General features: G+C 44.6%; 18 protein-coding genes. 2 read left to right on the forward strand and 16 right to left on the reverse strand.

Annotation, left to right across the window (positions count from 1 at the left end; all coding sequences use genetic code 11):
* The 3 genes from I2D69_RS02055 to I2D69_RS02065 form a co-directional block, all read right to left on the reverse strand.
* Nucleotides 1–3,250, reverse strand: a 3,250-nt coding sequence (locus I2D69_RS02055; protein ID WP_202020679.1) for an FctA domain-containing protein, incomplete at its 3' end; no start/stop codon positions are given.
* 254 nt (nucleotides 3,251–3,504) lie between these two features.
* Complete coding sequence (locus tag I2D69_RS02060) at nucleotides 3,505–4,710, reverse strand: bacterial transcriptional activator domain-containing protein (RefSeq protein ID WP_173717401.1); 1,206 nt, start codon at nucleotides 4,708–4,710, stop codon at nucleotides 3,505–3,507.
* Between the two features lie 263 nt (nucleotides 4,711–4,973).
* Nucleotides 4,974–5,210, reverse strand: a complete 237-nt coding sequence (locus I2D69_RS02065) for a purine biosynthesis protein PurH (protein ID WP_118583972.1) — start codon at nucleotides 5,208–5,210, stop codon at nucleotides 4,974–4,976.
* Between the two features lie 181 nt (nucleotides 5,211–5,391).
* Here I2D69_RS02065 and I2D69_RS02070 point away from each other — a divergent pair, with 181 nt between their 5' ends.
* Together I2D69_RS02070 and I2D69_RS02075 are read left to right on the forward strand one after the other, a co-directional pair.
* Nucleotides 5,392–6,477 carry a polysaccharide pyruvyl transferase family protein gene (locus tag I2D69_RS02070; protein ID WP_148463328.1) on the forward strand — a complete coding sequence of 362 codons (1,086 nt, stop codon included), beginning with the start codon at nucleotides 5,392–5,394 and terminating at the stop codon, nucleotides 6,475–6,477.
* Between the two features lie 34 nt (nucleotides 6,478–6,511).
* Nucleotides 6,512–7,753: a hypothetical protein gene (locus I2D69_RS02075; RefSeq protein WP_118583966.1), complete on the forward strand. Its 1,242-nt coding sequence runs from the start codon at nucleotides 6,512–6,514 to the stop codon at nucleotides 7,751–7,753.
* A gap of 72 nt (nucleotides 7,754–7,825) precedes the next feature.
* On the opposite strand, the gene I2D69_RS02080 is transcribed toward I2D69_RS02075, so the two are convergent.
* From I2D69_RS02080 to I2D69_RS02140, 13 genes are all read right to left on the reverse strand, one after another.
* Nucleotides 7,826–9,190: a M20/M25/M40 family metallo-hydrolase gene (locus I2D69_RS02080; protein ID WP_173717400.1), complete on the reverse strand. Its 1,365-nt coding sequence runs from the start codon at nucleotides 9,188–9,190 to the stop codon at nucleotides 7,826–7,828.
* 176 nt (nucleotides 9,191–9,366) lie between these two features.
* Entirely contained in the window at nucleotides 9,367–10,323 is a 957-nt protein-coding gene (dusB, locus tag I2D69_RS02085; protein ID WP_173774043.1) for a tRNA dihydrouridine synthase DusB, read from the reverse strand.
* A 176-nt stretch (nucleotides 10,324–10,499) separates the two neighbouring features.
* The gene (locus I2D69_RS02090) at nucleotides 10,500–10,850 is read right to left on the reverse strand and encodes a DUF6145 family protein (RefSeq protein ID WP_118583962.1); all 351 of its coding nucleotides are present in this window, start codon (nucleotides 10,848–10,850) and stop codon (nucleotides 10,500–10,502) included.
* A 126-nt stretch (nucleotides 10,851–10,976) separates the two neighbouring features.
* Nucleotides 10,977–11,813, reverse strand: coding sequence for a biotin--[acetyl-CoA-carboxylase] ligase (locus tag I2D69_RS02095; RefSeq protein ID WP_173736409.1), 837 nt, complete (start codon nucleotides 11,811–11,813; stop codon nucleotides 10,977–10,979).
* A gap of 138 nt (nucleotides 11,814–11,951) precedes the next feature.
* Nucleotides 11,952–12,953 (reverse strand): ornithine carbamoyltransferase, encoded by a 1,002-nt coding sequence (gene argF / locus I2D69_RS02100; RefSeq protein WP_173717397.1) that lies wholly within the window; start codon nucleotides 12,951–12,953, stop codon nucleotides 11,952–11,954.
* Between the two features lie 151 nt (nucleotides 12,954–13,104).
* Entirely contained in the window at nucleotides 13,105–14,049 is a 945-nt protein-coding gene (locus tag I2D69_RS02105; protein ID WP_195379314.1) for a stomatin-like protein, read from the reverse strand.
* 1 nt (nucleotide 14,050) lies between these two features.
* Entirely contained in the window at nucleotides 14,051–14,485 is a 435-nt protein-coding gene (locus I2D69_RS02110; RefSeq protein ID WP_173717395.1) for an NfeD family protein, read from the reverse strand.
* A gap of 88 nt (nucleotides 14,486–14,573) precedes the next feature.
* Complete coding sequence (locus tag I2D69_RS02115) at nucleotides 14,574–15,356, reverse strand: RNA methyltransferase (RefSeq protein ID WP_173774042.1); 783 nt, start codon at nucleotides 15,354–15,356, stop codon at nucleotides 14,574–14,576.
* A gap of 15 nt (nucleotides 15,357–15,371) precedes the next feature.
* Complete coding sequence (locus tag I2D69_RS02120; protein WP_148463321.1) at nucleotides 15,372–16,028, reverse strand: TrkA family potassium uptake protein; 657 nt, start codon at nucleotides 16,026–16,028, stop codon at nucleotides 15,372–15,374.
* A gap of 75 nt (nucleotides 16,029–16,103) precedes the next feature.
* A complete protein-coding gene (locus tag I2D69_RS02125; protein WP_173718341.1) occupies nucleotides 16,104–17,495 on the reverse strand; it encodes a potassium transporter TrkG in 1,392 nt (463 codons plus the stop codon).
* A gap of 197 nt (nucleotides 17,496–17,692) precedes the next feature.
* Nucleotides 17,693–18,682 (reverse strand): 6-phosphofructokinase, encoded by a 990-nt coding sequence (gene pfkA / locus I2D69_RS02130; RefSeq protein ID WP_173718340.1) that lies wholly within the window; start codon nucleotides 18,680–18,682, stop codon nucleotides 17,693–17,695.
* Between the two features lie 206 nt (nucleotides 18,683–18,888).
* Nucleotides 18,889–22,389 (reverse strand): DNA polymerase III subunit alpha, encoded by a 3,501-nt coding sequence (locus tag I2D69_RS02135; RefSeq protein ID WP_187565827.1) that lies wholly within the window; start codon nucleotides 22,387–22,389, stop codon nucleotides 18,889–18,891.
* A 790-nt stretch (nucleotides 22,390–23,179) separates the two neighbouring features.
* The gene (locus I2D69_RS02140) at nucleotides 23,180–24,019 is read right to left on the reverse strand and encodes a S1-like domain-containing RNA-binding protein (protein ID WP_173718338.1); all 840 of its coding nucleotides are present in this window, start codon (nucleotides 24,017–24,019) and stop codon (nucleotides 23,180–23,182) included.
* Nucleotides 24,020–24,049 lie beyond the last annotated feature (30 nt).

The raw sequence follows: 24,049 nt of genomic DNA on the forward strand, positions 1-24,049 counted from the left end.
GGGTTCTTCCTTCCAGGCTCTTGGTTCCTTCCAGGTCAATTCCAGTCTCGGTGTCATAGCTGTTTGCAAATGCAAGTTTCTGGTCCTTGTCTGCCAGCTCCGCTTTCATCGTTCCGTTTGCCTGGTCATAGCTTACTTTTACCTTTACAGTATACTCTTTGTCATCATAAGTGATTCCGTCTCCGGCGTTTCCCTTTACCTCACTTACCTTATAACTGTAAGTCTTCTCAGATGCATAGCTTCCGTCCCCTTTCTTCAGGTCGGACAGTTTGTATCCGATCCTGCTGAACGCGATCTTTCCGGCTGCATCGTTCGTTCCGGTTGCCACTACGGTTCCGACTTCGTCTTTTACCTCGAATTTGAACTCCTTGTCCTTCAGCGTTCTTCCTTCCAGGCTCTTGGTTCCTTCCAGGTCAATTCCAGTCTCGGTGTCATAGCTGTTTGCAAATGCAAGTTTCTGGTCCTTGTCTGCCAACTCCGCTTTCATCGTTCCGCTTGCCTGGTCATAGCTTACTTTTACCTTTACAGTATACTCTTTGTCATCATAAGTGATTCCGTCTCCGGCGTTTCCCTTTACCTCACTTACCTTATAACTGTAAGTCTTCTCAGATGCATAGCTTCCGTCCCCTTTCTTCAGGTCGGACAGTTTGTATCCGATCCTGCTGAATGCGATCTTTCCGGCTGCATCGTTCGTTCCGGTTGCCACTACGGTTCCGACTTCGTCTTTTACCTCGAATTTGAACTCTCCTGCCTTTAGATTTCTTCCGCTCAGGCTCTTGGTTCCTTCCAAGGTTATTTCCGTTTCCTTGTTTTCTTCACTATTTGTAAATTCAGCACCTATAGTACTAGTTATACCATCCTCCCTACTATAAGTTACTGTAGGTGTACTAAAGTCAGCTGGCACAGCTACAGTCACAGTCCATCTATGATTATCATATGTAATTCCTGCTGCCTGCTCTGAAGAATCTTCAACAACCTCATATCTATAAGTTCCTGCTGTCGTATATTTGATTTCTCCAAAATTCTTCACACCATCATTTTGAGCAACACTAATTGTTTTCTTTCCATTTACAGCACCTTCTGGCATTGGTGCATTGTTAATTGGAGTTAATACAAAGTTAAACTTCTTATCTGCTGCACCATTAGTAAATGTTTTCTTAACCTTAATGTTTGCAGATGTTTCATCTTCTTTTTTAATATTATTAAAGGTCGCAACTGTCGCTGTATCTCCAGTCTTAGTCCCTTTATGATAAGTAACTTTTGCATTCTTGCTAATAATTACTCCATTTGAAGGAGTTGCATTTACCACAACTTCTGCATAGTAAACAGTTGTATCAATAGTATAACCCGCAACAGTTCCCTCTTCTGTTATCTTATACCAATAAGTTCCAGCCTCTGTAATATTTCCAAATGTATCAAATGAAACGAGTCCACCATCTCCATTGGATTTTGTATCAACAAGCGTTTCATTTCCCTTGTCATCAATCTTATACAACTTAAATGTAAATTTTCCTGCTTCGTTACCGGATGGGGCTTTGCCATTTACAGTCTTCTTAGCTTTTATTGCATAAGAAGTCACAACAGGAATATCTCTTGAAAGACAATGCCATTCTGTACCGCCACTTGTTACAGAATCTGCAACAATCCAACCTGCACCTACAGCTTTATTTTCAAAAGAACCATTTGGTACTAATACTACACCATGTATTGTTTCAGAAATAACAGAACTTGCATTGTTTAAATTGAAGATAATATTTTCGCAAGCCTTTTCACCAATTCCACCATTTGCGTATCCACCAATATTACAATTCTTCCCATCGATATTAAGTTGATAAGTTTTCAATGTGGCTGTTTCGTCTGGTATGTTTAATACAATATTTTGATCTCCAGTAATTTTAAGATTTAAATTAGAATTTGCATATTCTCCTATCTCAAAATCAATATAATAAGTTCCAGCTGGAGAGGTTGTTAAATCAATCACACCATTTTCATCAGCAACAGATGAATATTTTAAACCTTTTGTATGAGCATCAGAAGCTAGTTTATTACTAGTCATTCTTGACTCATCAACCATACTTCTAACAATATTCTGAATTTCCTCTTGTCTATATGTTTCTGTATCAATTACTAAACCTTTACTCCATATATCATTTCCAAATCTGTTAGCAGCGTCTGGTGTTGTATAAAGGATTAAATCACCCTGACCACCTTCAGAGTTCTTAAAAATATACCAACCATAATCAACATATGCACCAATTAAAGTAGTTCCATTACCGCCATAATTTTTACTACTCTTCATATTTCCAGAACCATGCAAAGTACCTACTGCAAGGTTTGCTTCCAGATCTCCATTACAAGTAAAATCATTAGCCACAATACCAAAATGTAATGAATTTCCTAAAACGGATTTATAATCAACTGTAGGTCCTGGCTGAAATACCACTTTTTCGATATTTACGTTGAAATTATTATTATCTGTTGTTACTGCTATTTTATAATTTACATTACCTTGTTTAAATTTTGAATCATTGGTCAAATTACTATTTAAATTATAAGTATCCCTTATAAAATACAGTTTTAAATCATCTGCATTTTCATCTTTATCAACTTTTAACTCTACGTCTGTTGTGTTGCTATCGATTTGTTCAATAGTAGAAACCGCCTCAACTCCAGAAGAAGTGGTCTTTCCAAGCATCACATACTTATACTGATTTGTAAATGCTGCAAAGTCAAGATCTGCATCAGCTACTATCTGAACATTGCGAGAAATAAATTCTACCTTATTTATATTTACAGTCAAACCACTTGCAGTTTCACTTACAGAAATTTTAAATTTATTTTCACCCTGTTGAAAAGTATCGCCAGTAGTTTTATAGGCTCCCCACTGCCAGCTCTCTTTTCCTTGCACAAAATAAATTTTCTTCTCTGTACCTTCTGCAACATCATTCAGTACAACATTTTCTGTTGTACTTATTTTTTCAATTGATGATGTTGCCCCAATCCCTGGCCACTTGTCGGGAGTCTCCGTTCCAAGCATTATATATTTGTAATCATTCAAAAATTGTTCCACGTCAAGTTCTTCTGCAACATTGATTTGAACATTGCACTGACTGCTGCTTTCCGCGGCCGCACTCTTCTGCTTCACCCTTCCCACCGTCGCCGCAAACGTCGTCACAGATGAATCAGCCATGATCATCACAAGAGCGAGAAACAGTGCCAGAAATCTTCTTAAATACCCATTCTTTTTCATAATGTCTCATTCCTTTCTTTGGATATGTAGATTTATTTTAACCGAATCGGGAATTATTTTCGGTTGCATGATAGATAGTATATGATTTTTAAATATATTCTATCACTTTGCCTCTTTCTCCAACTCTTTCATTTTCCGAAAGAGTTGCAAAAACGAGCGATTTCCTATGGCATTTTTAGCATTTTTCAAGTCTTTTCCATAAATCAGGATCAAATGAGTTCATACTCATCACAAATCACATCGTAGACCATAATTTATCCCTCCATTTCACACATCTCTCCAATGGATGCCACATAGAAATCAACCTGAGTGAATTTCTTATCGCCAGAGAGCTTATTGAATTTTTTTGCAATTCGTTTGGAAACGATGGGGCAGTTCTCCTGGCTGATTTCGATCAGCATGACAATATACTGCCGGACATTGTATCTGGTGTAAAAATCACCTTTTCGTATGGATGACTGGATGGCCTGTCTGAGAAGTTCGGACTTTTCACGTTCCTTCTCCTCCGAAACATGATCCGCCTTATAGTCCAGTGTGCAAAGCATAACAAACACGGATAAACCAGAGCGCTCCACCATACGGCTGAATACATGATAGATGTCAACAAAGCTGGGAAACGGACAGAAATATGCTCCTACTGCAGCCTCCTTTTCCCGAAGTCTTTCCTTGATATCGCTAAGGGCACCTGCTGCCTGTGAAGTCCGTTCTCCCATCAGCTTGAAACGCTTTAACAATCTCTCCGAAGGGGCCACTCCCATTTCATCGAATAAAAGCTTTTCGGTGTTTTGGTAAACTTCAAGGCCTTCCTTATATCGTGACATTCCGATCAGGCTGTCGATTTCCCAGACCTGCCACTCGTCAAAGGGATAAATTTCGGCGGCTCTGTGCGCCACTTTATGCAGATCTTCATACCGTTCATGCCCCTTCAGCCAGCGGCACAGCTCCTCTGTAACACGGAAGTACTCATCTCTGCACCGGACATTCTCCACAGCGACCCATTGCTCCCCGATCATATCCGGGAGAAATTCACCTTTATAAATTTTCCAGGCCTGCATCCAGAGATGGAGCTTGTCCTCTTCCCGTTTCTCCTTTTTTTCTTTCTCTATCAGTTTCCGGAACTCATTTACATCAACCTGAACTTCAATATTTCCGTCCCAACAGCACATTCCGGACTGGATATTTATGTATTTGCTATCTGGAAGTCCAATATCCTTCAGCTGTTTACGAAGTCTGAAAATGGTGTTGTTCAGGCTTCCGTTCTTATTCTCCACCTCAACTCTTCCATAAAGGGCATCTATCATAGCAGCTTTGGAAATTCCGCCGTCTTCGGTATGAAACATAAGCAGCTGAAAAAGCTGTGTAGTCTTCGATGCTTTATTTCGATCCAGTACCAGTTCTTTTCCCTTATATTCCAACGAAAAGGTTCCAAGCATGCGAACCTTTAATACGTTTTTTTCCATATACTTTTCTCCATAACTAAAATAATTCTAGAACGTATTTATTGCAGACGTAATTAGCAATAGCCTTTTATTTCCTTATTAATTATAATACGACTTTTTTACATAATAACACCAGAATAAAAAAAGAACTATTAACATTTGGTTAAAAAAAGGCAGAAGTTTTCGTTACATGTACTGAAAACTTCTGCTCTTACTGCTTCTTTATTCTGTTACTTCGTACTGCCTCAATTCATATTTCAGTTTGGTGCCCTCTTTGATTTCTATTAGCAAAAGGACTCCGGGCACCGGCTTCTCACCGGCATGTCCTCGCTTTTTACGTATCTTGCGTTAAATTCCATATTGATCTGGCGAAGCTCTTTCTTCCCATCAATGTATTCCTGATACATCTCAGCCAGCCCTGCCATACAACCGTCGCAGTTCGCCTCAATATTTCCAAGGGATTCTGCAACAATCTTCTCCCGCTCCTCACGGGTAGTTTCTGCGATTAAATATCCCGCCATCTTTTCGCCTCCACTTTCTCAGGTAAATTTCATTATCTCTATTATAGCGTACTCCTTAACAATTTCAACTTTAACTTCCATAAACACTTTGGAATTAATTGATAAATCCACCTGCAAAAACTGTTTATTTTCTCGTTTATGTGTTATATTATATCTACCTTATATTAGCCAGGAGGACTTTATGCAGAAAAAACGAGTAGGTGTGATTACCTTCCATAACTACGACAATTACGGTGCCATCCTACAGAGCTACGCGCTTCAGAAAAAGCTGCAGGAAATCGGCACCCAGCCGGAAATTATTGATTACCGCTGCGACTATATCAGCAATCCTTTCCGCCTTGTAAACCTGAAAAAGAAAGGACTTTTTAACTATATTTACGGGACAATCGGCCATATCTGCTACATTCCCCGCCGTTTCAAATGCAACAGATTCCGCAGACACATGCGCTACAGCCAGCCTGTCACTCAGGGTAAAATGCAGCCGGTAGCTGGCAAATACGATATTTATATTGCTGGAAGCGACCAGATCTGGGATTACAAGCTTACCAATTTTGATACCACCTATTTCCTTGATTTTGTAAAAGAGGGGAAAAAGAAATGCAGCTATGCTGCAAGTATCGGTGAAAATCTTCCGCCGGAAGAATACCAGCAGAAATATAAAGAACTGCTTTCCGATTTTGATGAAATTCTGGTTCGTGAAGACTATGGCGCTGACATTGTAGAGAATCTCACAGAGAAGCGTCCTGAAGTGGTCTGTGATCCTACCCTTCTTCTCACTGCGGAAGAGTGGGATAAGCTTCTGGTTGAGCCAAAATATAAAGAAAAATACATTCTGGTTTACCAGCTGGGAATTAACAAAGAAATCGTAGACTTCGCCCGCCGGCTCCACAATAAAACAGGCTACCGTATTGTATACATTCCTTTCCCATTAGTTGGTCTTCTGAAATGTGATTGCAAGATTACAGTTGGTCCTGCAGAGTGGATGGGACTTTTCAAAAATGCAGAATATGTAGTTTCTGATTCTTTCCATGGTGTTGTTTTTGCCCTTATTTTTAACCGCAAATTCTTCGCCAAGGTAAACGGTCACCACATGAACCGCCGCGTTCAGCAGCTTCTTAATCTGGTGAAGCTTACTGACAGAACTATGGATGATGTTTCTTACGAAAAGCTTACTGAAGAAATTGATTTCACTTATGCAAATGAGCAGATTGCCCGCTTCCGTGAGCACTCTATGGAACAGCTGCGCCAGATGACATCTGAGGATTAAGCAGCGATTACCAATAAATGGAGATTTTTAGCAAATGAATAAAGAAAAAAATGTAAAAAAAGCCTTTTTATGGAATATGATCGGAAGTACCTGTTACTCAGGCTCCTCCTTTTTGTATCTCCTGGTGGTAACTCGTGTGTGTGGCGCACAGCTGGCAGGGTTTTATTCCTTAAGCTACGCTACTGCACAGCTGCTTCTGCAGGTGGGACGCTATGGTGTCCGCACCTATCAGGCCACGGATCTGGAGCACAAATATATTTTTTCCGAGTATAAGGTTTCCCGCATTATCACCTGTGCACTGATGATGCTGTTTGGAATTATTTACAGTTCCTTCAGCTTCAAAGGCGAATATATTATCATCAGCACTTTTATTATTATGATGAAGATGATTGATGCGGTGGAGGATGTTTTCCACGGAAATCTTCAGCAAAAGTACCATGTTGAGCAGATGGGAAAAATGCTGGCGGCGAGAAATCTGTATTCCGCAGTTTTTTTCACCGCTATGCTTATTATCACTAAGAACCTGTACTGCACCTGTGTTGCTACTTCTACAACCTCCCTTATTCTGTGTCTTATCATTAACTCACAGATGACCAGAAAATACGTTGGTCATGAAGAGGATGGACGCAAGCTTCAGATGTCTCATGTGTGGGAGTTACTTCGAACCTGTACCCCTATGTTTATCGGTACTTTTCTTTCCCTGCTGCTCTACAACATTCCAAAATACGCAATGGCTGGCGTTATGACAGATGAATATCAGACTTACTATAGCATTCTGTTTATGCCTTCTTTTGTGATTTCGCTGATGTGCGAGTTCGTGTTTAAGCCTACCATCACCACCATCGCAGAATTATGGTGGGAAAATAATGTGAAAAAGTTCACACTGTACATACTGCGGATCATTGGCATCATCCTGGTCTGCTGTGTAGCTGTTGTGGCTGGAGGGCATCTCATCGGTCGAACATTGCTGGAGATTATTTACGGCGTGGATCTTTCCCCATATAAGCTGCATTTCGTAGTTCTGCTTATCGGCGGAGGAATCAGCGCGGAAGTCTACATGATCTACAATATCCTTATCGCTATCCGCTGGGGAAAATGCCTGCTTCCAGTTTATTCCATAACCGCAATTATTACCATCGCAGCTGCCCGGATTCTGGTGCAGCAGTGGGGAATTATGGGCGCAGCATTGAATTATGTACTGTCCTGCTCCATTTTGTTTGTGCTGTTTACTTTGATTCTGGTTTATGTAATTCTTCGAAAAAAACATCAGAACTAATTCAGTTAATACAACATCCCCCGGAAGGGAAATGTCCGTTTATTGGGACTATTCTTTCCGGGGGATGTTTTTTTATTTTCCTTTCGGATTTATGCGTGGAAGCTGATACTCTCGTATATTTTCATAGCCCGATAACGCCAACAGCAACAGCAAGTCACGCTGTGGTCCTTTCCAGGATTCTGCAGGTTCGTACCATTCGTGGATGGTATGCTCTCCACCGCCTTTTCCTCCCCAGCCCACGGTGATGGCAGGGATTCCAAGACTGATGGGGATGTTGGCGTCTGTGCTGGCGGCACCGATGTACAGGGTTTCCATGCCAATGGCCTGATTTGCAGCATTTGCAGCCTGGACAATCTGGCAGGATTTTTCCTGGGTACCAGCAGGGCGCCTGCCCTTTTGTTCGAAGGTGACTGTAATGCGGTCATCTTCTGCTGAGGTTTCCCTGTCTCCATTATCAGCATTCACTGGCACTGCGCCAGCTGTATCTCCCACACTGCTTTTCGCTGTCATATTATTGTCGTCAAGGATTCCTGTACTCTCAGAACTTAAAGTTCCATATCCCCAGCGGGCGTTTTCCTCATTCACGGCTTCTTCTATTGCCTGGTGGAGTTTTGCGGATAATTTCTCAAGTTCCCCTGCATCCACAGAGCGCAGATCCACCAGCATAGAACACTCTGCCGCGATTACATTTACAGACGTGCCGCCGTTTACTACGCCTACACTGAAAGTAGTTTTCGGATTCTTTGGTGTCTGGAAATCGCTGATTTTCGCAATCGCCCTTCCCATTGCGTGAATCGGGTTGGGAATTCCGAAGCCGGTGAAGCTGTGTCCGCCGGTTCCGTGGAAAGTTACCAGATAGCGCTCGCTGCCTACTGCCTGGTAAATGATTCCAGAGGTTTTTTTATCATCAATGGAAACGAAACCGTCGTAGCGCCCTTCTGTGTCTGCCATATCCTTAAATACATGCTTAATTCCCCTCAGATCACCAAGTCCCTCTTCGCACACATTTGCACAGAACACAATATCTCCCTCGCCGCGAATGCCTGTAGCATTCATTGCTCTTGCAAGACTGAGAAGCTCCGCTACCGCCCTGGTATCGTCTCCGATTCCCGGACAGCTGTAGCGTTCGCCTTCTTTCTTCAAAGTAAGGTCTGTCTCCCTTGGGAAAACAGTGTCTGTATGTCCCGCAACCATAATTCGCGGTCCATTCCCAGTCCCTTTCCAGGTTCCCAGCACATTTCCCACCTCATCAACGTGCACCTCTGAAAGACCGGCATCCACCATCTTCTTTCGGACATATTCCGCTTTCTCCCCTTCTTCATAGGAAGGCGCAGGAATCTGGCACATTTCCAGGTGCTCCTGCAAAGTTCTTTCATCATCTTCGCGCAGAAATTTTAGTGCTTCCTGCACACCGTTATATCTCAGTAATTTATCCATAATCTTTCCCTTTCAACCATAGAAAAAGTCAGCAAGTTCCAGCCTTCCCAGCCCAAACCTCCTGACTCTCATACGTCTGATTATTATCTTTTTATCACCATACAGCGGTTTTCCACTCATCTGGTCAACACTACATTTGAAATGATTTTTTGCAGAATCGGATCCACTGAACATAATTATAATCTCTCCAGCAGCTTCTCCAGATCCGCATAACTCTCAATATTATTGGACTCCCTGCGAAGCCCTGCACTGTGGGGCATCCCTGCTGTATACCATGCTACATGCTTGCGCATCTCCCGGATCCCGATGAATTCACCCTTCATTTCAATCTGAGCCCGTGCATGCTTCAGAATCATCGCTTTCACCTCTGCCAGAGAAGGTCTTGCCAGCTCTTCCCCTGTTGCAAAATAGTGATTCATCTCCCGAAATATCCATGGATTTCCTTCCACAGCACGCCCGATCATCACCGCATCACATCCGGTCTGCCGAAAAAGTTTCTCCGCCTTTTTCGGCGAATCCACATCCCCATTTCCAATCACCGGAATGGAAACTGCTTCTTTAACCTTGGCAATGGTCTCCCAGTCTGCTATCCCGGAATAATACTGCTGCCGTGTCCGTCCATGAACTGCAATAGCTGCTGCCCCGGCATCCTCCACGCGCTTTGCAATCTCCACAATATCCACCGGCTCATTCTCAAAACCGATACGAACTTTCACTGTCAATGGCTTCTGAATGGCAGAAGAAATGCTTTTCACAATCTTCACAATCAGATCCGGATTTTTCAAAAGAGCTGAACCTTCACCGTTATTTACCACCTTCGGCACTGGGCATCCCATATTGATATCCAGAATGTCAAAAGGCTCCTCCTCGATTTCCTTCGCCACCTCCGTCATCAGCTCTGGCTCACTTCCAAAGAGCTGCATGGAAATAGGATGCTCCACCGGGTCGATTTCCATCAGCGCCCTGGTATTTTTGTTCTTATAGGAAATAGCCTTGGCACTGATCATCTCCATGCAGAGAAGCCCAGCGCCCTGCTCCTTGCAAAGCCTGCGAAAAGCCAGGTCGGTAACGCCCGCCATTGGTGCCAGGACGAACCGGTTAGGGATCTCCACAGTTCCGATTTTCCACTTCATCTCCTTTGGAAGCTCATATCTCAACTTAGAATCTAAATTACTACTCATATCACCTTAATTACTTTCATATTTGATGTGTAACTATTCAATCCTTTCAACAATTACTCGCTTCGTGAACTCAAATGTCACATCTGATGAGCTGCTATTTTCCCTGTTTATCAGTTTATCCACACAGCTTACTCTTCTGTCTTCTCTTTATCCACATCTTCCCCAAGGAAGAACACACGATAATACATTTCCAGAGATTCCAGAAGCTCCTCTTTCTCCACACGCAGCTTTTTAATCTTCAGTGCACCGCCAATATCATCATAAAATCCATCAGCTTCCGTAGCCTCTGTTTTAAACTGCAGGTTTCCGTGATCATCAAATTCCAGTGTGAAAATTCCTCCAATCTCTTCTGTGAAAAGAACACACATGATCTGCAGTTCCTTCTTCACATGATCAGGCAGAGAATCAAAGTCTTTATTAAAGTAATATTTCTGTTCATAGGCGCTTGCGCCGCAAAGCACTACATTCTCCTGATACAATTAAGTCCCACCTTTCTGTTTTCATCTGTGTCAACAACATTTTCGCAAGTGATATGCCCCATTCACTGTAGGATTATCGCAATCAGTGGGGAATATCATTTGCGAAAATGTGCCTAAACAATAGCCTTACACATAGCTATACAGCCCGCGAACCGAAACCTCACCGGCGCTGACAGCTACAATCGTTCCATCAGTTTTCTCTACCAACAGCTCTCCGCCATCTGTAATCCCTCTGGCCACGCCCTCGTACGGCTCTTTCGCCAGCACACGCACCGGCTGATTGTAATTAGCAAGAATACTTTCATATTCCTCTTTCAGCCCACTGAGGTCACAGGTCGCTGCAAATTTTTCATAGTATTCCTCAAAAGCTTCCATCACAAGCCCGGGAATCTGGCTTCTGTCAAATTCCTTGCCGCTCTCCAGATAAAGGGATGTAGCCTTGTCTGCCATCTCCTCCGGAAACTCTCTGATATTTACATTAATTCCCACTCCGATGACTGCATAGTCAATTTTTCCATCGCGAACCCCCATTTCGGTAAGGATTCCGCATATTTTTTTGTGGGAAACTACCACATCATTGGGCCATTTGATACTTACGTCAAATCCAAGATTCTTCACTGCTTTCGCCACAGCCATACCCATTACAAGGGTAAGGGTTGGTGCATACTGAGGTTCAAATTTCGGTCTGAGAAGAATGCTCATCATAACCGACGTACCCTCTGGTACCTCCCAGGATCTGCCAAGTCTTCCTCTTCCTGCTGACTGAAATTCTGCCAGTGCAAGAGTTCCCTCTGATGCGCCTTCCTTCGCCAGACGCTTGATCCACAAATTGGTAGAATCTGTTTCTCTTGCAAAATGGACGGTTTTGCCCGCCCATTTTGTATGTATCTGATCTGCAATTGTGGTTTCGTTATAGATACTGCCCGTGCCAATTTCTTCATATGATTCTTTTTCGGAAATCATTTCAGATACCCTTTCTATAACTCCCAATCGTCCAGGTTCTTTGAATAAATGATACATCTTATCCAGAGGATAAAAAGTAGTACATAAGAACGTAGAAACAATCGGAATTCATTAATTCATTGTTATCTGGAAGCCGAATTATTTATTCTCAGGCTCTCCCAGTGTAGCAACCATAACCGCTTTAATGGTATGCATACGGTTCTCAGCCTCATCAAATACCTTAGAAGCCGGAGACTCGAATACTTCGTCTGTTACTTCCATATCTGTCAGATTGAAGCGCTCGCCCATCTCTTTGCCAATCTTTGTCTTAAGATCATGGAATGCCGGCAGACAGTGAAGGAAAATTGCTTTCTCCCCTGCATTCTTCATAACTGCAGAGGTTACCTTGTATGGTGTCAGATCATGGATTCTCTCTTCCCATACTGCATCCGGCTCACCCATGGATACCCATACATCTGTGTAAATAACGTCTGCGTCCTTCGTTCCAGCCTCTACATCCTCTGTAAGAGTAATGGTTGCGCCGGACTCTGCAGCGTACTCTTTGCACTGAGCAACCAGCTCCTCATTTGGGAAATATTTCTTACTTGTGCAGGCTACGAAATGCATACCAAGCTTGGAGCAGGCTACCATTAGGGAGTTACCCATGTTGTAACGGGCATCGCCCATGTAAACCAGCTTGATTCCTTTCAGATATCCGAAATGCTCACGGATGGTAAGCATATCTGCTAACATCTGTGTTGGATGATATTCGTTTGTCAGACCGTTCCAAACCGGAACTCCTGCATATTTTGCAAGATCTTCTACAATTTCCTGACCAAATCCACGGTACTCGATACCATCATACATTCTTCCAAGAACTCTTGCAGTATCTGCAATGCTCTCTTTCTTGCCGATCTGGGAGCCAGTTGGATCCAGATAGGTGCTTCCCATTCCCAGATCATGGGCTGCCACCTCGAAGGAACAACGTGTTCTGGTACTGGTTTTCTCAAAGATCAGGGCAATATTTTTGCCCTTGTAATACTCGGTAAGCTCACCGGCTTTTTTCTTTGCCTTTAACTCAGCGGATAAATCAAGAAGATACAGAATTTCCTCTGGTGTAAAGTCTTTCAGTGTCAAAAAATTTCTGCCTTTTAAGTTCATAATAATCCTCCTCTGGTGCCAGGTATAGTGCCTGGCACCATTTTTCTTTCTGCCATGCTTTACAGTAAACTGTCGTACAAGTCTTTCAATTTTTCACTTTTCAGACTACCATCGTCGGCTTTCATCTCATTAATTTCTTGTTTCAAGAATGTTACTCTTCTTTTTTATCCTTTTCATCCACAACAACTTCCTTCAAAGAAGCTGCCAGTCCTGCCAGATTCTGGAGCTCTGACGGGATAATAATCTTGGTAGATTTGCCGTCTGCCACTTTCGCAAGAGCTTCGAAGCTCTTCAGGGTAAGAACTGCATTGTCAGCACCTGCCTCCTTGATCATACGAAGACCTTCTGCATTCGCCTTCTGAACCTTCAGAACTGCCTCTGCCTGACCTTCCGCCTCTTTGATCATGCGCTCTTTCTGCGCTTCCGCGCGAAGGATAGCAGCCTGTTTCTCAGCTTCGGCATCAAGAATTGCAGATTCTTTTTTACCCTCTGCAACAAGGATGGTGGATTTCTTCTCACCTTCTGCGATCAGGATTGCCTCACGTCTCTCACGCTCTGCTTTCATCTGTTTCTCCATGGCTTCCTGAATAGCAGCCGGAGGAATGATATTTTTAAGCTCTACACGGTTTACCTTGATTCCCCATGGATCAGTTGCCACGTCAAGGGAAGCACGCATCTTGGTATTGATCACCTCACGGGAGGTCAGGGTTTCATCCAGTTCCATATCACCGATAATGTTACGCAATGTAGTCGCGGAAAGATTCTCGATGGCCATGATCGGATTCTCAACGCCGTATGCGTACAGCTTCGGGTCTGTGATCTGGAAAAATACAACAGTATCAATCTGCATGGTTACGTTATCTTTTGTGATAACCGGCTGTGGTGGAAAATCTACAACCTGCTCTTTCAGATTGACTTTTCTTGCCACACGCTCTACAAATGGAAGTTTGAAGTGTACGCCGGTTCCCCATGTTGCCTGATAAGCACCTAAGCGCTCAAGTACGATCGCATATGCCTGGGGTACGATGCGGATGCAGGATGCCAGGATCCACAGCACCAGAATGATGACAATCAGCAAAAATAAGATACTTCCCATATTACGCCTCCTTTGGCTCCACGATCAATTTAACACCGTGGACTGCTTTTATGATTACTACAGTATCAACCGGAATTGTTACGCTGTCATCGGATGTCCGGGCCATCCATTCAATGTCATTGATGCGGACCTGACCTGTCTGGGCCAGATTATTGATCTTCTGGATCACGACAGCCTTTTTTCCAAGAAGACCTTCCACATTTGTTTTCTCTGTGTCTTTTCTCATAAGCTTCAGAGCTGCCGGTCTTGTAAAAAACAGCAGCACCAGTGAAACACAGAAAAACAGAAGAAGCTGCGGCACGATTCCCATTCCAATGCCGGCTGCAATAGCGGCAGCAAGTGCGCCTCCTGCAAACCAGATGGTGGTAAGTGCCGTGGTAAGCCCTTCAATAACCAGAAGCACAGCCAGGACTCCCAGCCAGATAATTGGTTCCATAAGACTCCCCCTTTCAGATAAGCGATTGTCAAAATCTGCCATACGTCATCAGATATACTTCAGCAGACAGATTCCAGATCAGCTAACCCTACCGTCTCTGCCTTGCAGCCTCATACATCAAAATTCCTGCAGCCATAGCTGCATTCAAGGACTCCACCTTGCCGCACATGGGGATCCGGATGAGACAATCGGCAGCTTCTGCTGCCTCTTCCGTCAGCCCGTTTCCTTCATTTCCAATAAGAAATGCTGTGCCGCCCTGATAATCTTCCTGATCATAGGAATTTTTTCCTTTCAGGTGGGCTGCAAAGGTACGGATACCTTTTTGCTCCAGTTCCGCTTTTAATGATACCACATCCTCCACATATAGGAAAGGCATTCTGTAAACAGATCCCATTGTTGAGCGGATGACCTTTGGATTGGTAATGTCTACGCAGGTTTTCGTAAGAAAAACACCGGAAACACCAGCACCCTCACCTGTTCGGAAAATAGTCCCTGCATTTCCCGGATCCTGAAGATCCTCAAGAACCATTACCAAAGGAGCATCTCCTTTTAAAATATCTTCCACAGTCCACACCGGTTTCTTCAGAACTGTAAGAATTCCCTGTGGAGTCCTGGTATCACACATCTGGCGGAAAACATTATCTGCCACGATTTCTCTTTTTTCTTCCGGAAGCTCCATGACCTGCTTCATCAGGGACTCCTCTGCTGTCAGGGATTCTGTCACATAAACCCTGGAAATCCAGTCCTTTGGAGCTTCCCCGAACATTTTCCGTCCCTCAGCCACAAACAACCCCTGTTCCCTGCGGGCCTTGGCCTTCTGGTTTAACTGTATGATATTTTTCACCTGTGTATTATTTGCACTGGTTATCATAAATTATCCTCCCTGTTACAGCGGCTTTCGGAATTTATTCAAATCCTCGTTCTTTCCTACTGCAACCAGAATACAACCCGCTTCCAGCTTCTCCGCAGGATTCAGGTTTACATTTACAGAATCTCCATGCTTCACTGCAACCAGATTTATATGATGCTGCTCACGGAGCCTGATCTCTGAAAGACTTTTCCCCACCCATTCATCCGGGATCCGGAATTCTGCCATACTGAACTCCGTAGAAAGCTCAAACACATCCTCAAATCCACTGGCTGTAAAATTACGGGCAACGCGGATGCCCATGGAACGCTCCGGATATATTACCTGATCAGCACCAATTTTCTCCAGGATCCGGCCATGAAGGGAATTCATTGCCTTCGCCAGAACAAGCGGGACGCCCAGGTCCTTCACCTGCATGGTAGCTGTAATACTGGCTTCCATATTTTCTGCAACCGCAATAATCGCAACGTCTACATTCTGCACACCCAGGGATTTCAGAATTCCAGGCTCGCGCACATCTGCACGAACTGCATAAGTGACAGTATCTGCAATTTCCTGAATATTTTCATCTTTATCATCAATTGCCAAAACATCATAATCTGCATTCGCAAGCTCTTTTGCCAGGGTCATTCCAAACTGCCCCAATCCAATGACTGCAAAGGATTTTCCGCTCATTCTAATCTCCTTTAAAATCTGCTATGAAAGCAACGGACTTTCATGCGGGATAATGTCGTCCACAGACGCCATTTTCTATCCTATCATAATATTCTCTTCTGCCAGATGTACATCTTTAGTTCGCTTCTGCGCACGGGATACAACTGCCGCGCCCAGTGTCAGCGGACCGATTCTTCCAAGATACATGGTAAAAATAACGATCCATTTGGCCGGTGTATTCAGGACCGCGGTCAGTCCTCTGGAAAGACCTACGGTTCCAATTGCAGAAGTAAGCTCATACAGCACATCCACAAAAGGTGCATCCGGCATAATTGCAAAAATCCCCAGCACGGAAATAAGCAGCACACTAACCGCCATTCCCACAACTACCTGCGCAGAACGGATATAACTGCTGCGAATCTTTCTCCCATAAACCTCTACATCCTTTTTTCCCCGAAGGTTGGCAATAATACTCATCACAAGCACTGCAAGTGTAGTCGTCTTCACTCCGCCGGCAGTCCCCATAGGAGAACCTCCAACCAGCATAAGAAACAGACAGATCATTACACTTCCGCTGGTCAGCGCCCCCTGAGCAACTGTAAAAAACCCTGCAGTTCTTGTGGTCACAGACTGAAATGCCGCTGCCATCAGCTTCTGTCCAAAGGACAGACTTCCCAGTGTGTCCGGGTTCTTATACTCAAACAGTAAAATACAGATTGTCCCACCAAGGAGCAAAATCCCGGTTGTAGTCAAAACCAGCTTGCTCTGCAGACGAAGGGTCCGGAATAATCTGCCAGGAGAAAGCTTCTTCTGAAAAACCAGCTTTATTCTTTCTCCAAGATCCCACCATACGTTAAAGCCAAGTCCAGAAGCAATAATTAATCCCATAGTTGTCACATTCACCAGAGGATTGGTTACATAGTCTGCCAGACTGTTCTCTCCCAAAAGATCGATTCCTGCATTGCAAAAGGCTGAAACCGCTGTAAAAACAGCCTGTCCCAGACCTTTCACCAGTCCAAACTCTGGTACAAAGCAGAATGCATAGCCGACGGCTCCGATTCCTTCTGCTGCAAACACACAGAGAACCACTTTTCTCACCACTGTTACCAGACCGGACATCTGCTCCAGATTATAGGATTCCTGGATCATTCTGCGGTTCTTCAGACTGATCTTCTTATTCAGGGAAATAAAAATAACGCTTGCAAGTGCGATCAGTCCAATTCCGCCAATCTGTATGAGCAAAAGGATCACCAGTTTGCCAATCAGACTCCAGTGAGTGGCTGTGGTCACAGTCACAAGACCGGTTACACATACGCAGGTGGTGGCTGTAAACATAGCATCGGAGAACGAAGTGGTCTGGCCTGCTGCCGTACAGAAAGGCAGCCACAGAATTAATCCTCCTACAAAAATTACCCCCGCAAAGCTGAGGGTAATGATCTGTGCCGTATTCAGTTTATGCAATTTATATTGCAGGTTTTGAATGAACATAAGCTTCCTTTATGCCACTGCCCTCAGCATCTTTTGCAAAATATTCTGCTGCAGAATGTCAGGAACAATGACTCTTTTATAATTACGGTTCACCTGCCGTCGGCACATAGCTCAAAGGATTTCTGCAAAATGTGTATCACATACTGTAAAACCCAGTCGGAAATATGCCCTGAGACAAGTGAACCGTATTATCACTGTTATTTCCTATAGTTATGAGAAAGGGACTCACAAACCTCCCACATATATGGAGTGACGCTCTTCTCCATTGCAAGAGCTTCATTGATATCGAAATCAACGAAATCACCATGGCGGTATCCAACAACACGGCTCTTCTTGCCTTCCAGAAGAAGGTCTACTGCCATAGCACCCATCATGGATGCATATACACGGTCTTTACATGTTGGGCTTCCACCACGCTGCATGTGACCAAGGATAGTAGCACGTGTCTCGATTCCTGTAGCAGCCTCGATACGAGTTGCCATAGCCTGTGAATGGCCGATACCCTCTGCATTGATGATGATGTGGTGTTTCTTACCCATCTTACGGCTCTCAATAATGTTATTGATCAGCTTCTGCTCATCATAGTCATACTTCTCAGGGATCAGAACATCCTCGGCTCCGTTGGCAATACCACACCACAGTGCAAGCCAGCCGGCTCCACGTCCCATAACCTCGATGATACTGCATCTCTCATGGGAAGTAGATGTATCACGAACCTTGTCAATTGCTTCCATAGCTGTATTAACAGCGGTATCAAAACCGATGGTGTACTCTGTACATGCAATGTCAAGGTCGATGGTTCCTGGAATTCCGATTGTATTGATTCCAAGGTTAGCAAGCTTCTGTGCTCCGGCAAAGGAACCGTCTCCACCGATTACAACAAGTCCGTCAATACCGTGCTTGCGGCAGATCTCTGCACCACGCTGCTGTCCTTCCGCTGTGCGGAACTCGGCACATCTTGCAGTGTAAAGAATTGTACCACCACGCTCGATGGTGTCGGATACATCTCTTGCTGTCATATCGATGATCTCTTCGTTTAAAAGGCCGTTATAGCCCTTCTGGATACCTTTTACTTTAAGTCCGCTGGAAAGTCCACGTCTTACAACTGCACGGATTGCAGCGTTCATTCCAGGAGCGTCACCGCCACTGGTAAGGACACCAATGGTCTTAATTTTGTTTTCTGCCATAATAATCTCCTCCATCTTATGAATCGTCGGGAGCTGTGTCTCCATTTTCAGTGGAAACGCCCTCGTTTTTCTATACACATATTCAGCATTAGTTTATAGCATTTTCAAAGGTTTTTCAAGACTCTTTCCTTAAGTAATTGCCGAAATTACACTCTGTTTTCCGTGATTTTACCATAATTTTCCATATACCTGTCTGATTCTTCACTTTAAAGCGTTTTCAGAGCTCTTTCTACAACCCGGATATTGCCTTCACCATATTTTTTACTCATCTGTGCAAGCCATTCATCCTGCAGATTTACATGGTATGCAGCAGACAGTTTTTTCATTGCTTTTACATCTTTCAGATAAATAACGACAGTGTCTGTACCCTGAGAATTCCGTAGATCCTCCAGAAGCCCTTTTTCTTTCTGGCTGTAATCATCCTTACTTTCAAACTGGATCCAGAGTTCTCTCGGAATATCGGAGAATGACCGTACCTTTTCCAGGATCAGCTTGCTGGCCTTGTCATCCTCTGCGGATACACGTCCCTGGATGAATACCCTGGCATCCTCATTGATCATATTCTGCCATTTCTCATAATCTCTTGGGAAAACCATGACTTCTACAGTTCCAACCAGATCCTCCACGGTAAGAAACGCCATCACTTTGTTTGTCTTGGTATACTTCACGTTTTTCTCTGTGATCATGCCTCCGATGATGACTTTCTGATTGTCCCGTACTTTTGACTCATCCGGTTCACCACCTTCACGGTCATCTTCATCTGATGGCTGGAAATCGATAGTTCTTGCGGAAATCATTTTTTCCATCATATTACGGTAGCGATCCAGGGGATGGCCGCTCAAGTATATGCCAAGGACTTCTTTTTCGTAGGACAAAACCGTCTCTTTGTCATATTCTTCCAGATTCGGCATACGAATCTCAAATTCTTTTTTTTCATCTTCGCTGGCAATGTCGAATAAGCTGAGCTGCCCTGCCATAGACTGCTTCTTGTTTCGGGAAATGTCATCTACGATCTGACCAAAAACGACCATCTTCTGATGACGGTTTCCTTCCAGACAATCCAGAGCACCGGCCTTGATAAAGTTCTCAATGGCACGCTTGTTCACAGCTTCCATATTCCGCTCAATAAAGTTCTTCACGGAAAGGTACTCGCCATGTTCTTTTCTCTCTGCAACAATAGCCTCGATGACCGGACGCCCTACGCTCTTGATTGCGGAAAGCGCATAGAGGATCGAGCCTCCTGATACGGAAAAGCCATACTCGCCTTTGTTGATGTCCGGCGGCAGGATTGGAATGTTCATCTGACGGCAGACCTGAATATACTCGGCAACCTTGGTAGGCTTGTCGATTACGGAGGTCATCAGCGCAGCCATATATTCTACCGGATAATAGTATTTCAGAAAGGCAGTCTGATACGTAACATAGGCGTATGCCGCAGCATGGGATTTGTTAAATGCATACTGTGCAAAATCGATCATTTCATCGTAGATCTTATTTGCAATTTTCTCGTCAATTCCATTCTTAATACATCCAGGAACACCTTCTGCTTCATTTCCATAGACAAAAGCCTGGCGTTCTTTTTCCATAACGTTAAGTTTCTTCTTGGACATGGCTCGGCGAAGAAGATCGCTTCGTCCCAGGGTAAATCCGGCAAGGCTCTGTACGATCTGCATAACCTGCTCCTGGTACACGATACAACCGTGAGTCGCTTTCAGGATTGGCTCCAACTGAGGACAATCATAGTGGATGGTGTCTGGACGGTTCTTGCCGCGGATATACTGGGGAATAAAGTCCATAGGGCCTGGGCGGTACAGGGAAATTCCGGCGATTACATCCTCAAGGCTATGTGGCTTCAGTTCTTTCATGAATCCTTTCATTCCGCCGCTTTCCAGCTGGAACACACCGTCAGTACGACCTGTTCCAAGAGAATCCAGCACTTTCTGGTCATTATAATCTATCTTTTGCATATCAAGGGATATGCCGTAATTTTTCTTTACATTTTTTACTGCGTTGTTGATTACAGTCAGGGTTCGAAGGCCAAGGAAATCCATTTTCAAAAGTCCCAGCTCCTCAAGAGTTGTCATGACAAACTGGGTGACGATGGTTCCGTCCTGCGCGCGTGAAAGGGGCACATACTCGGAGACGTCTTTCTGGCTGATTACAACTCCGGCAGCGTGCATGGAGGTATGTCTTGGAAGACCTTCCAGACGTTTAGCCATGTCAATCAAATGATGCACATCCGGCTGCTCGTCGTATGCTTTTTTCAGTTCCGGGTTTACTTCCATGGCTTTATCAATTGTGACAAGCTTCACATTCGGTATTTTGGCAGGAACCATTTTCGCAATGGAGTCTACCTGGGCATATGGCATATCGAGGACACGGCCTACATCACGGATAACACCGCGGGCTGCCAAAGTACCGAATGTAACAATCTGAACCACACAGTCTTTGCCGTATTTCCGTACAACATAGTCGATTACTTCCTGTCTTCGCTCAAATCCGAAATCCACGTCAATATCAGGCATGGATACTCGCTCCGGATTCAGGAAACGTTCAAACAGAAGGTCATATTTAATTGGATCAAGTAAGGTGATTCCAAGGGTATATGCAACAATACTTCCGGCTGCGGAGCCTCGTCCGGGGCCTACTTCAATGCCATTACTGCGGGCATAATGGATGAAATCCCACACAATGAGGAAGTAGTCAACATAGCCCATATTTTTGATAGTGTTCAGCTCGTATTCCAGTCGCTCCCGTAGCTCTGGGGTAACCGGATCGTACAGGCGCTCCAGCCCTTCGAAGCAGAGCTTATTCAGGTATTCCCAGGAGGTGTAGCCCTCGGGAACGTCGAATCTTGGCAGCTTGGTAACTCCGAATTCAATTTCTACGTGGCAGCGCTCTGCTATTTTATGTGTGTTCTCCAAGGCTTCCAGTGCATATGGGAAAAGTGCCGCCATTTCCTGCTCGGATTTCACGTAGTACTGACCGCCTTCGTAGCGCATACGGTCTGTATCGGACAGCTTCTTCCCTGTCTGGAGACACAGAAGAATGTCGTGAGGATCAGCATCTTCTTTGTAGGTGTAATGAATATCGTTAGTGGCTACCAGGTCAATTCCAGTCTCCTGGTGCATGCGCAGAAGCTGCTGGTTTACATTCTGCTGTTCCGGAATTCCATGATCTTGAAGCTCTAGGAAAAAATTGCCTTCGCCGAAAATTTCCTGATAGCGGAGGGCCGCCTTCTTAGCGTCCGGGTACATTCCTCTGTTAAGGAACCGGGCTACTTCACCGGCCAGGCAGGCGCTCAGCGCGATGAGACCTTCGTGATATTCCCGGAGAAGCTCCAGGTCTACTCGTGGTTTATAGTAAAAGCCTTCTTTAAAGCTTTTGGATACAATTTTCATAAGGTTCTGGTAGCCCTGGTTGTTCTCGGCAAGAAGTACCAGATGGTAGTAACGGTCGTCGCCACTGCCGATCTCGCGGTCGAAGCGGGAACCAGGGGCTACATAGACTTCGCAGCCAAGGATCGGATTGATTCCGGCTGCTTTCGCTGCCCGGTAAAAATCGATGACGCCGTACATGACCCCATGGTCTGTGATGGCCGCGCTGTCCATCCCAAGCTCCTTTACACGGGCAACATATTCTTTTATTTTATTGGAACCGTCCAGCAGGGAGTATTCGGTGTGGACGTGGAGGTGGGTAAAAGCCATTGTGTGTCTCCTTCTTCGCAAATTTTCTATTTAGTGTGTTGGGAGGGTGAAAAGTTTTTCAGGAGGGACGCATTTGGGCAATGTGTATTACTCACTCGCCGGCGCAACGCTCCAGCGAACTAATCGCTAACTGCGACTAATGCGTTCGGGAGAGCCCTCACGCATAAGTCTCCGTAAGCGCTGGATTTCGCCTCCGCTAAGAGCGCGCCTGAAATGGCTCGCTGGAGTAATACACATTGTCCAAATGCTGTGTACTGGCTGGGACTGATGTTATATAAGAACTTTTTACGAAGGGGGAGGGTGAGTGAGTGATTTCCCTATACTTTTTTGGTAACGATAGATTGGCAAAAAATAATAAAGTTGCGGGATACCAACTACTTCACCTCACCCCCGTTGTCGTTACTGTTTCTTTCTTCCCTTTCCAGTAACCAGCGATTTTGCAATGTATATTCGCAAGCCGCGCATTTCAGGAGCGGTTTTAGTGGAGGCGAGATCCATGACTTACGGAGACTTAGGCGCGAAGGTTCTCCTGAGCGTCTTAGTCGTAGTTAGTCATTAGCTTGCCGGAACGCCTGGACGCGCGGCGGTGAATATACATTGTGAAATCGCGTCCGGAATAACGACCAACACATTAAATAGCAAGTATGATTAATAAATAGTTTAACACAAGTTCAAGCCCCGGTAAACACCCGTTCGTGTTTTAGAGAAAAAACCTGCATACCATATTTTGGGTATTCCAATATGGTATGCAGGTTTTATTATTTTCCAATAAAGGGGGTATCAGATTCCATTATTTCTTGTAGATGCGTTTGTCCTTAATCTCAATCTTCCCTTCTTTCAGAAGGTGTCCCACAGCACGTTTAAAGGCATTCTTGCTGAGTCCGAATTCGCGTTTGATCACTTCTGGTGAGGCTTTGTCATCGAAGGGGAGGACGCCGGCGAATTCTTCGATTATGCTAAGGACGCTCTCGGCATCTTCGTTAATCTGGATGTAGGCTTTCTGACGGTCTGTGACGTTCATCTTGCCATCCTCTTTCACCTCGGAAACGCGAAGGTCGAGGACTTCGCCCGGGCGGTATTTGCCGCTGGCTTCTCTGGCTGGGATCAGGGCGGAATATTTGTCATCAACAGCTACAAAAACACCGAAACGATCGCTGATCTCGTAGACACGCCCTTTTACGGAATCACCTGTTACATATGGGGTTCTGGTAGAAAGGTAATGGTATACCTTCATGGTGGCGCAGAGACGGCTGCTCTTATCTACATAAAGGGCTACCAGGCACTCCTGTCCTTCCCGCACACGGCTGGTCTGCTCATGGTATGGAAGGAGCAGGTCTTTCTCTAAGCCCCAATCCAGGAATGCACCGATCTTGGTTACCTGAAGCACTTTCAGAACAGCAGTCTGTCCAACCTGAAGAAGTGGTTCTCTGGTGGTTGCAATAAGACGGTCCCTGGAATCCTTGTAAATAAATACATCCAGTGCATCGCCCTCTCTGGTTCCCTCCGGAACCTGTTTCGCAGGAAGAAGCACTCTGTCTTCCTGGCCTGCATTTTTATCTTCTGCAAGGTAAACACCGAAATCTACGGTCTTTGCCACAATAAGCTTCTGTTTTTTTCCTATTTCAATCATGGATTCTCCTTAATTCAATTACGGTTAAAT

Origin of the sequence: Ruminococcus sp. D54t1_190329_F1, assembly GCF_015551645.1 — a bacterium.
GTDB classification, from domain to species: Bacteria; Bacillota; Clostridia; order Lachnospirales; family Lachnospiraceae; genus Blautia_A; species Blautia_A faecis.

Coding starts and splice junctions, on each gene's coding strand:
- I2D69_RS02080 (WP_173717400.1), bottom strand. CDS start 9,190: ATGGATAAATTACTGAGATATAACGGTGTGCAGGAAGCACTAAAATTT.
- I2D69_RS02120 (WP_148463321.1), bottom strand. CDS start 16,028: ATGAGCGGAAAATCCTTTGCAGTCATTGGATTGGGGCAGTTTGGAATG.
- argF (WP_173717397.1), bottom strand. CDS start 12,953: ATGAACTTAAAAGGCAGAAATTTTTTGACACTGAAAGACTTTACACCA.
- I2D69_RS02060 (WP_173717401.1), bottom strand. CDS start 4,710: ATGGAAAAAAACGTATTAAAGGTTCGCATGCTTGGAACCTTTTCGTTG.
- I2D69_RS02140 (WP_173718338.1), bottom strand. CDS start 24,019: ATGATTGAAATAGGAAAAAAACAGAAGCTTATTGTGGCAAAGACCGTA.
- I2D69_RS02115 (WP_173774042.1), bottom strand. CDS start 15,356: ATGATAACCAGTGCAAATAATACACAGGTGAAAAATATCATACAGTTA.
- pfkA (WP_173718340.1), bottom strand. CDS start 18,682: ATGGCAGAAAACAAAATTAAGACCATTGGTGTCCTTACCAGTGGCGGT.
- I2D69_RS02070 (WP_148463328.1), top strand. CDS start 5,392: ATGCAGAAAAAACGAGTAGGTGTGATTACCTTCCATAACTACGACAAT.
- I2D69_RS02105 (WP_195379314.1), bottom strand. CDS start 14,049: ATGGGAAGTATCTTATTTTTGCTGATTGTCATCATTCTGGTGCTGTGG.
- dusB (WP_173774043.1), bottom strand. CDS start 10,323: ATGAAGTGGAAAATCGGAACTGTGGAGATCCCTAACCGGTTCGTCCTG.
- I2D69_RS02095 (WP_173736409.1), bottom strand. CDS start 11,813: ATGATTTCCGAAAAAGAATCATATGAAGAAATTGGCACGGGCAGTATC.
- I2D69_RS02065 (WP_118583972.1), bottom strand. CDS start 5,210: ATGGCGGGATATTTAATCGCAGAAACTACCCGTGAGGAGCGGGAGAAG.
- I2D69_RS02125 (WP_173718341.1), bottom strand. CDS start 17,495: ATGTTCATTCAAAACCTGCAATATAAATTGCATAAACTGAATACGGCA.
- I2D69_RS02075 (WP_118583966.1), top strand. CDS start 6,512: ATGAATAAAGAAAAAAATGTAAAAAAAGCCTTTTTATGGAATATGATC.
- I2D69_RS02110 (WP_173717395.1), bottom strand. CDS start 14,485: ATGGAACCAATTATCTGGCTGGGAGTCCTGGCTGTGCTTCTGGTTATT.
- I2D69_RS02135 (WP_187565827.1), bottom strand. CDS start 22,389: ATGGCTTTTACCCACCTCCACGTCCACACCGAATACTCCCTGCTGGAC.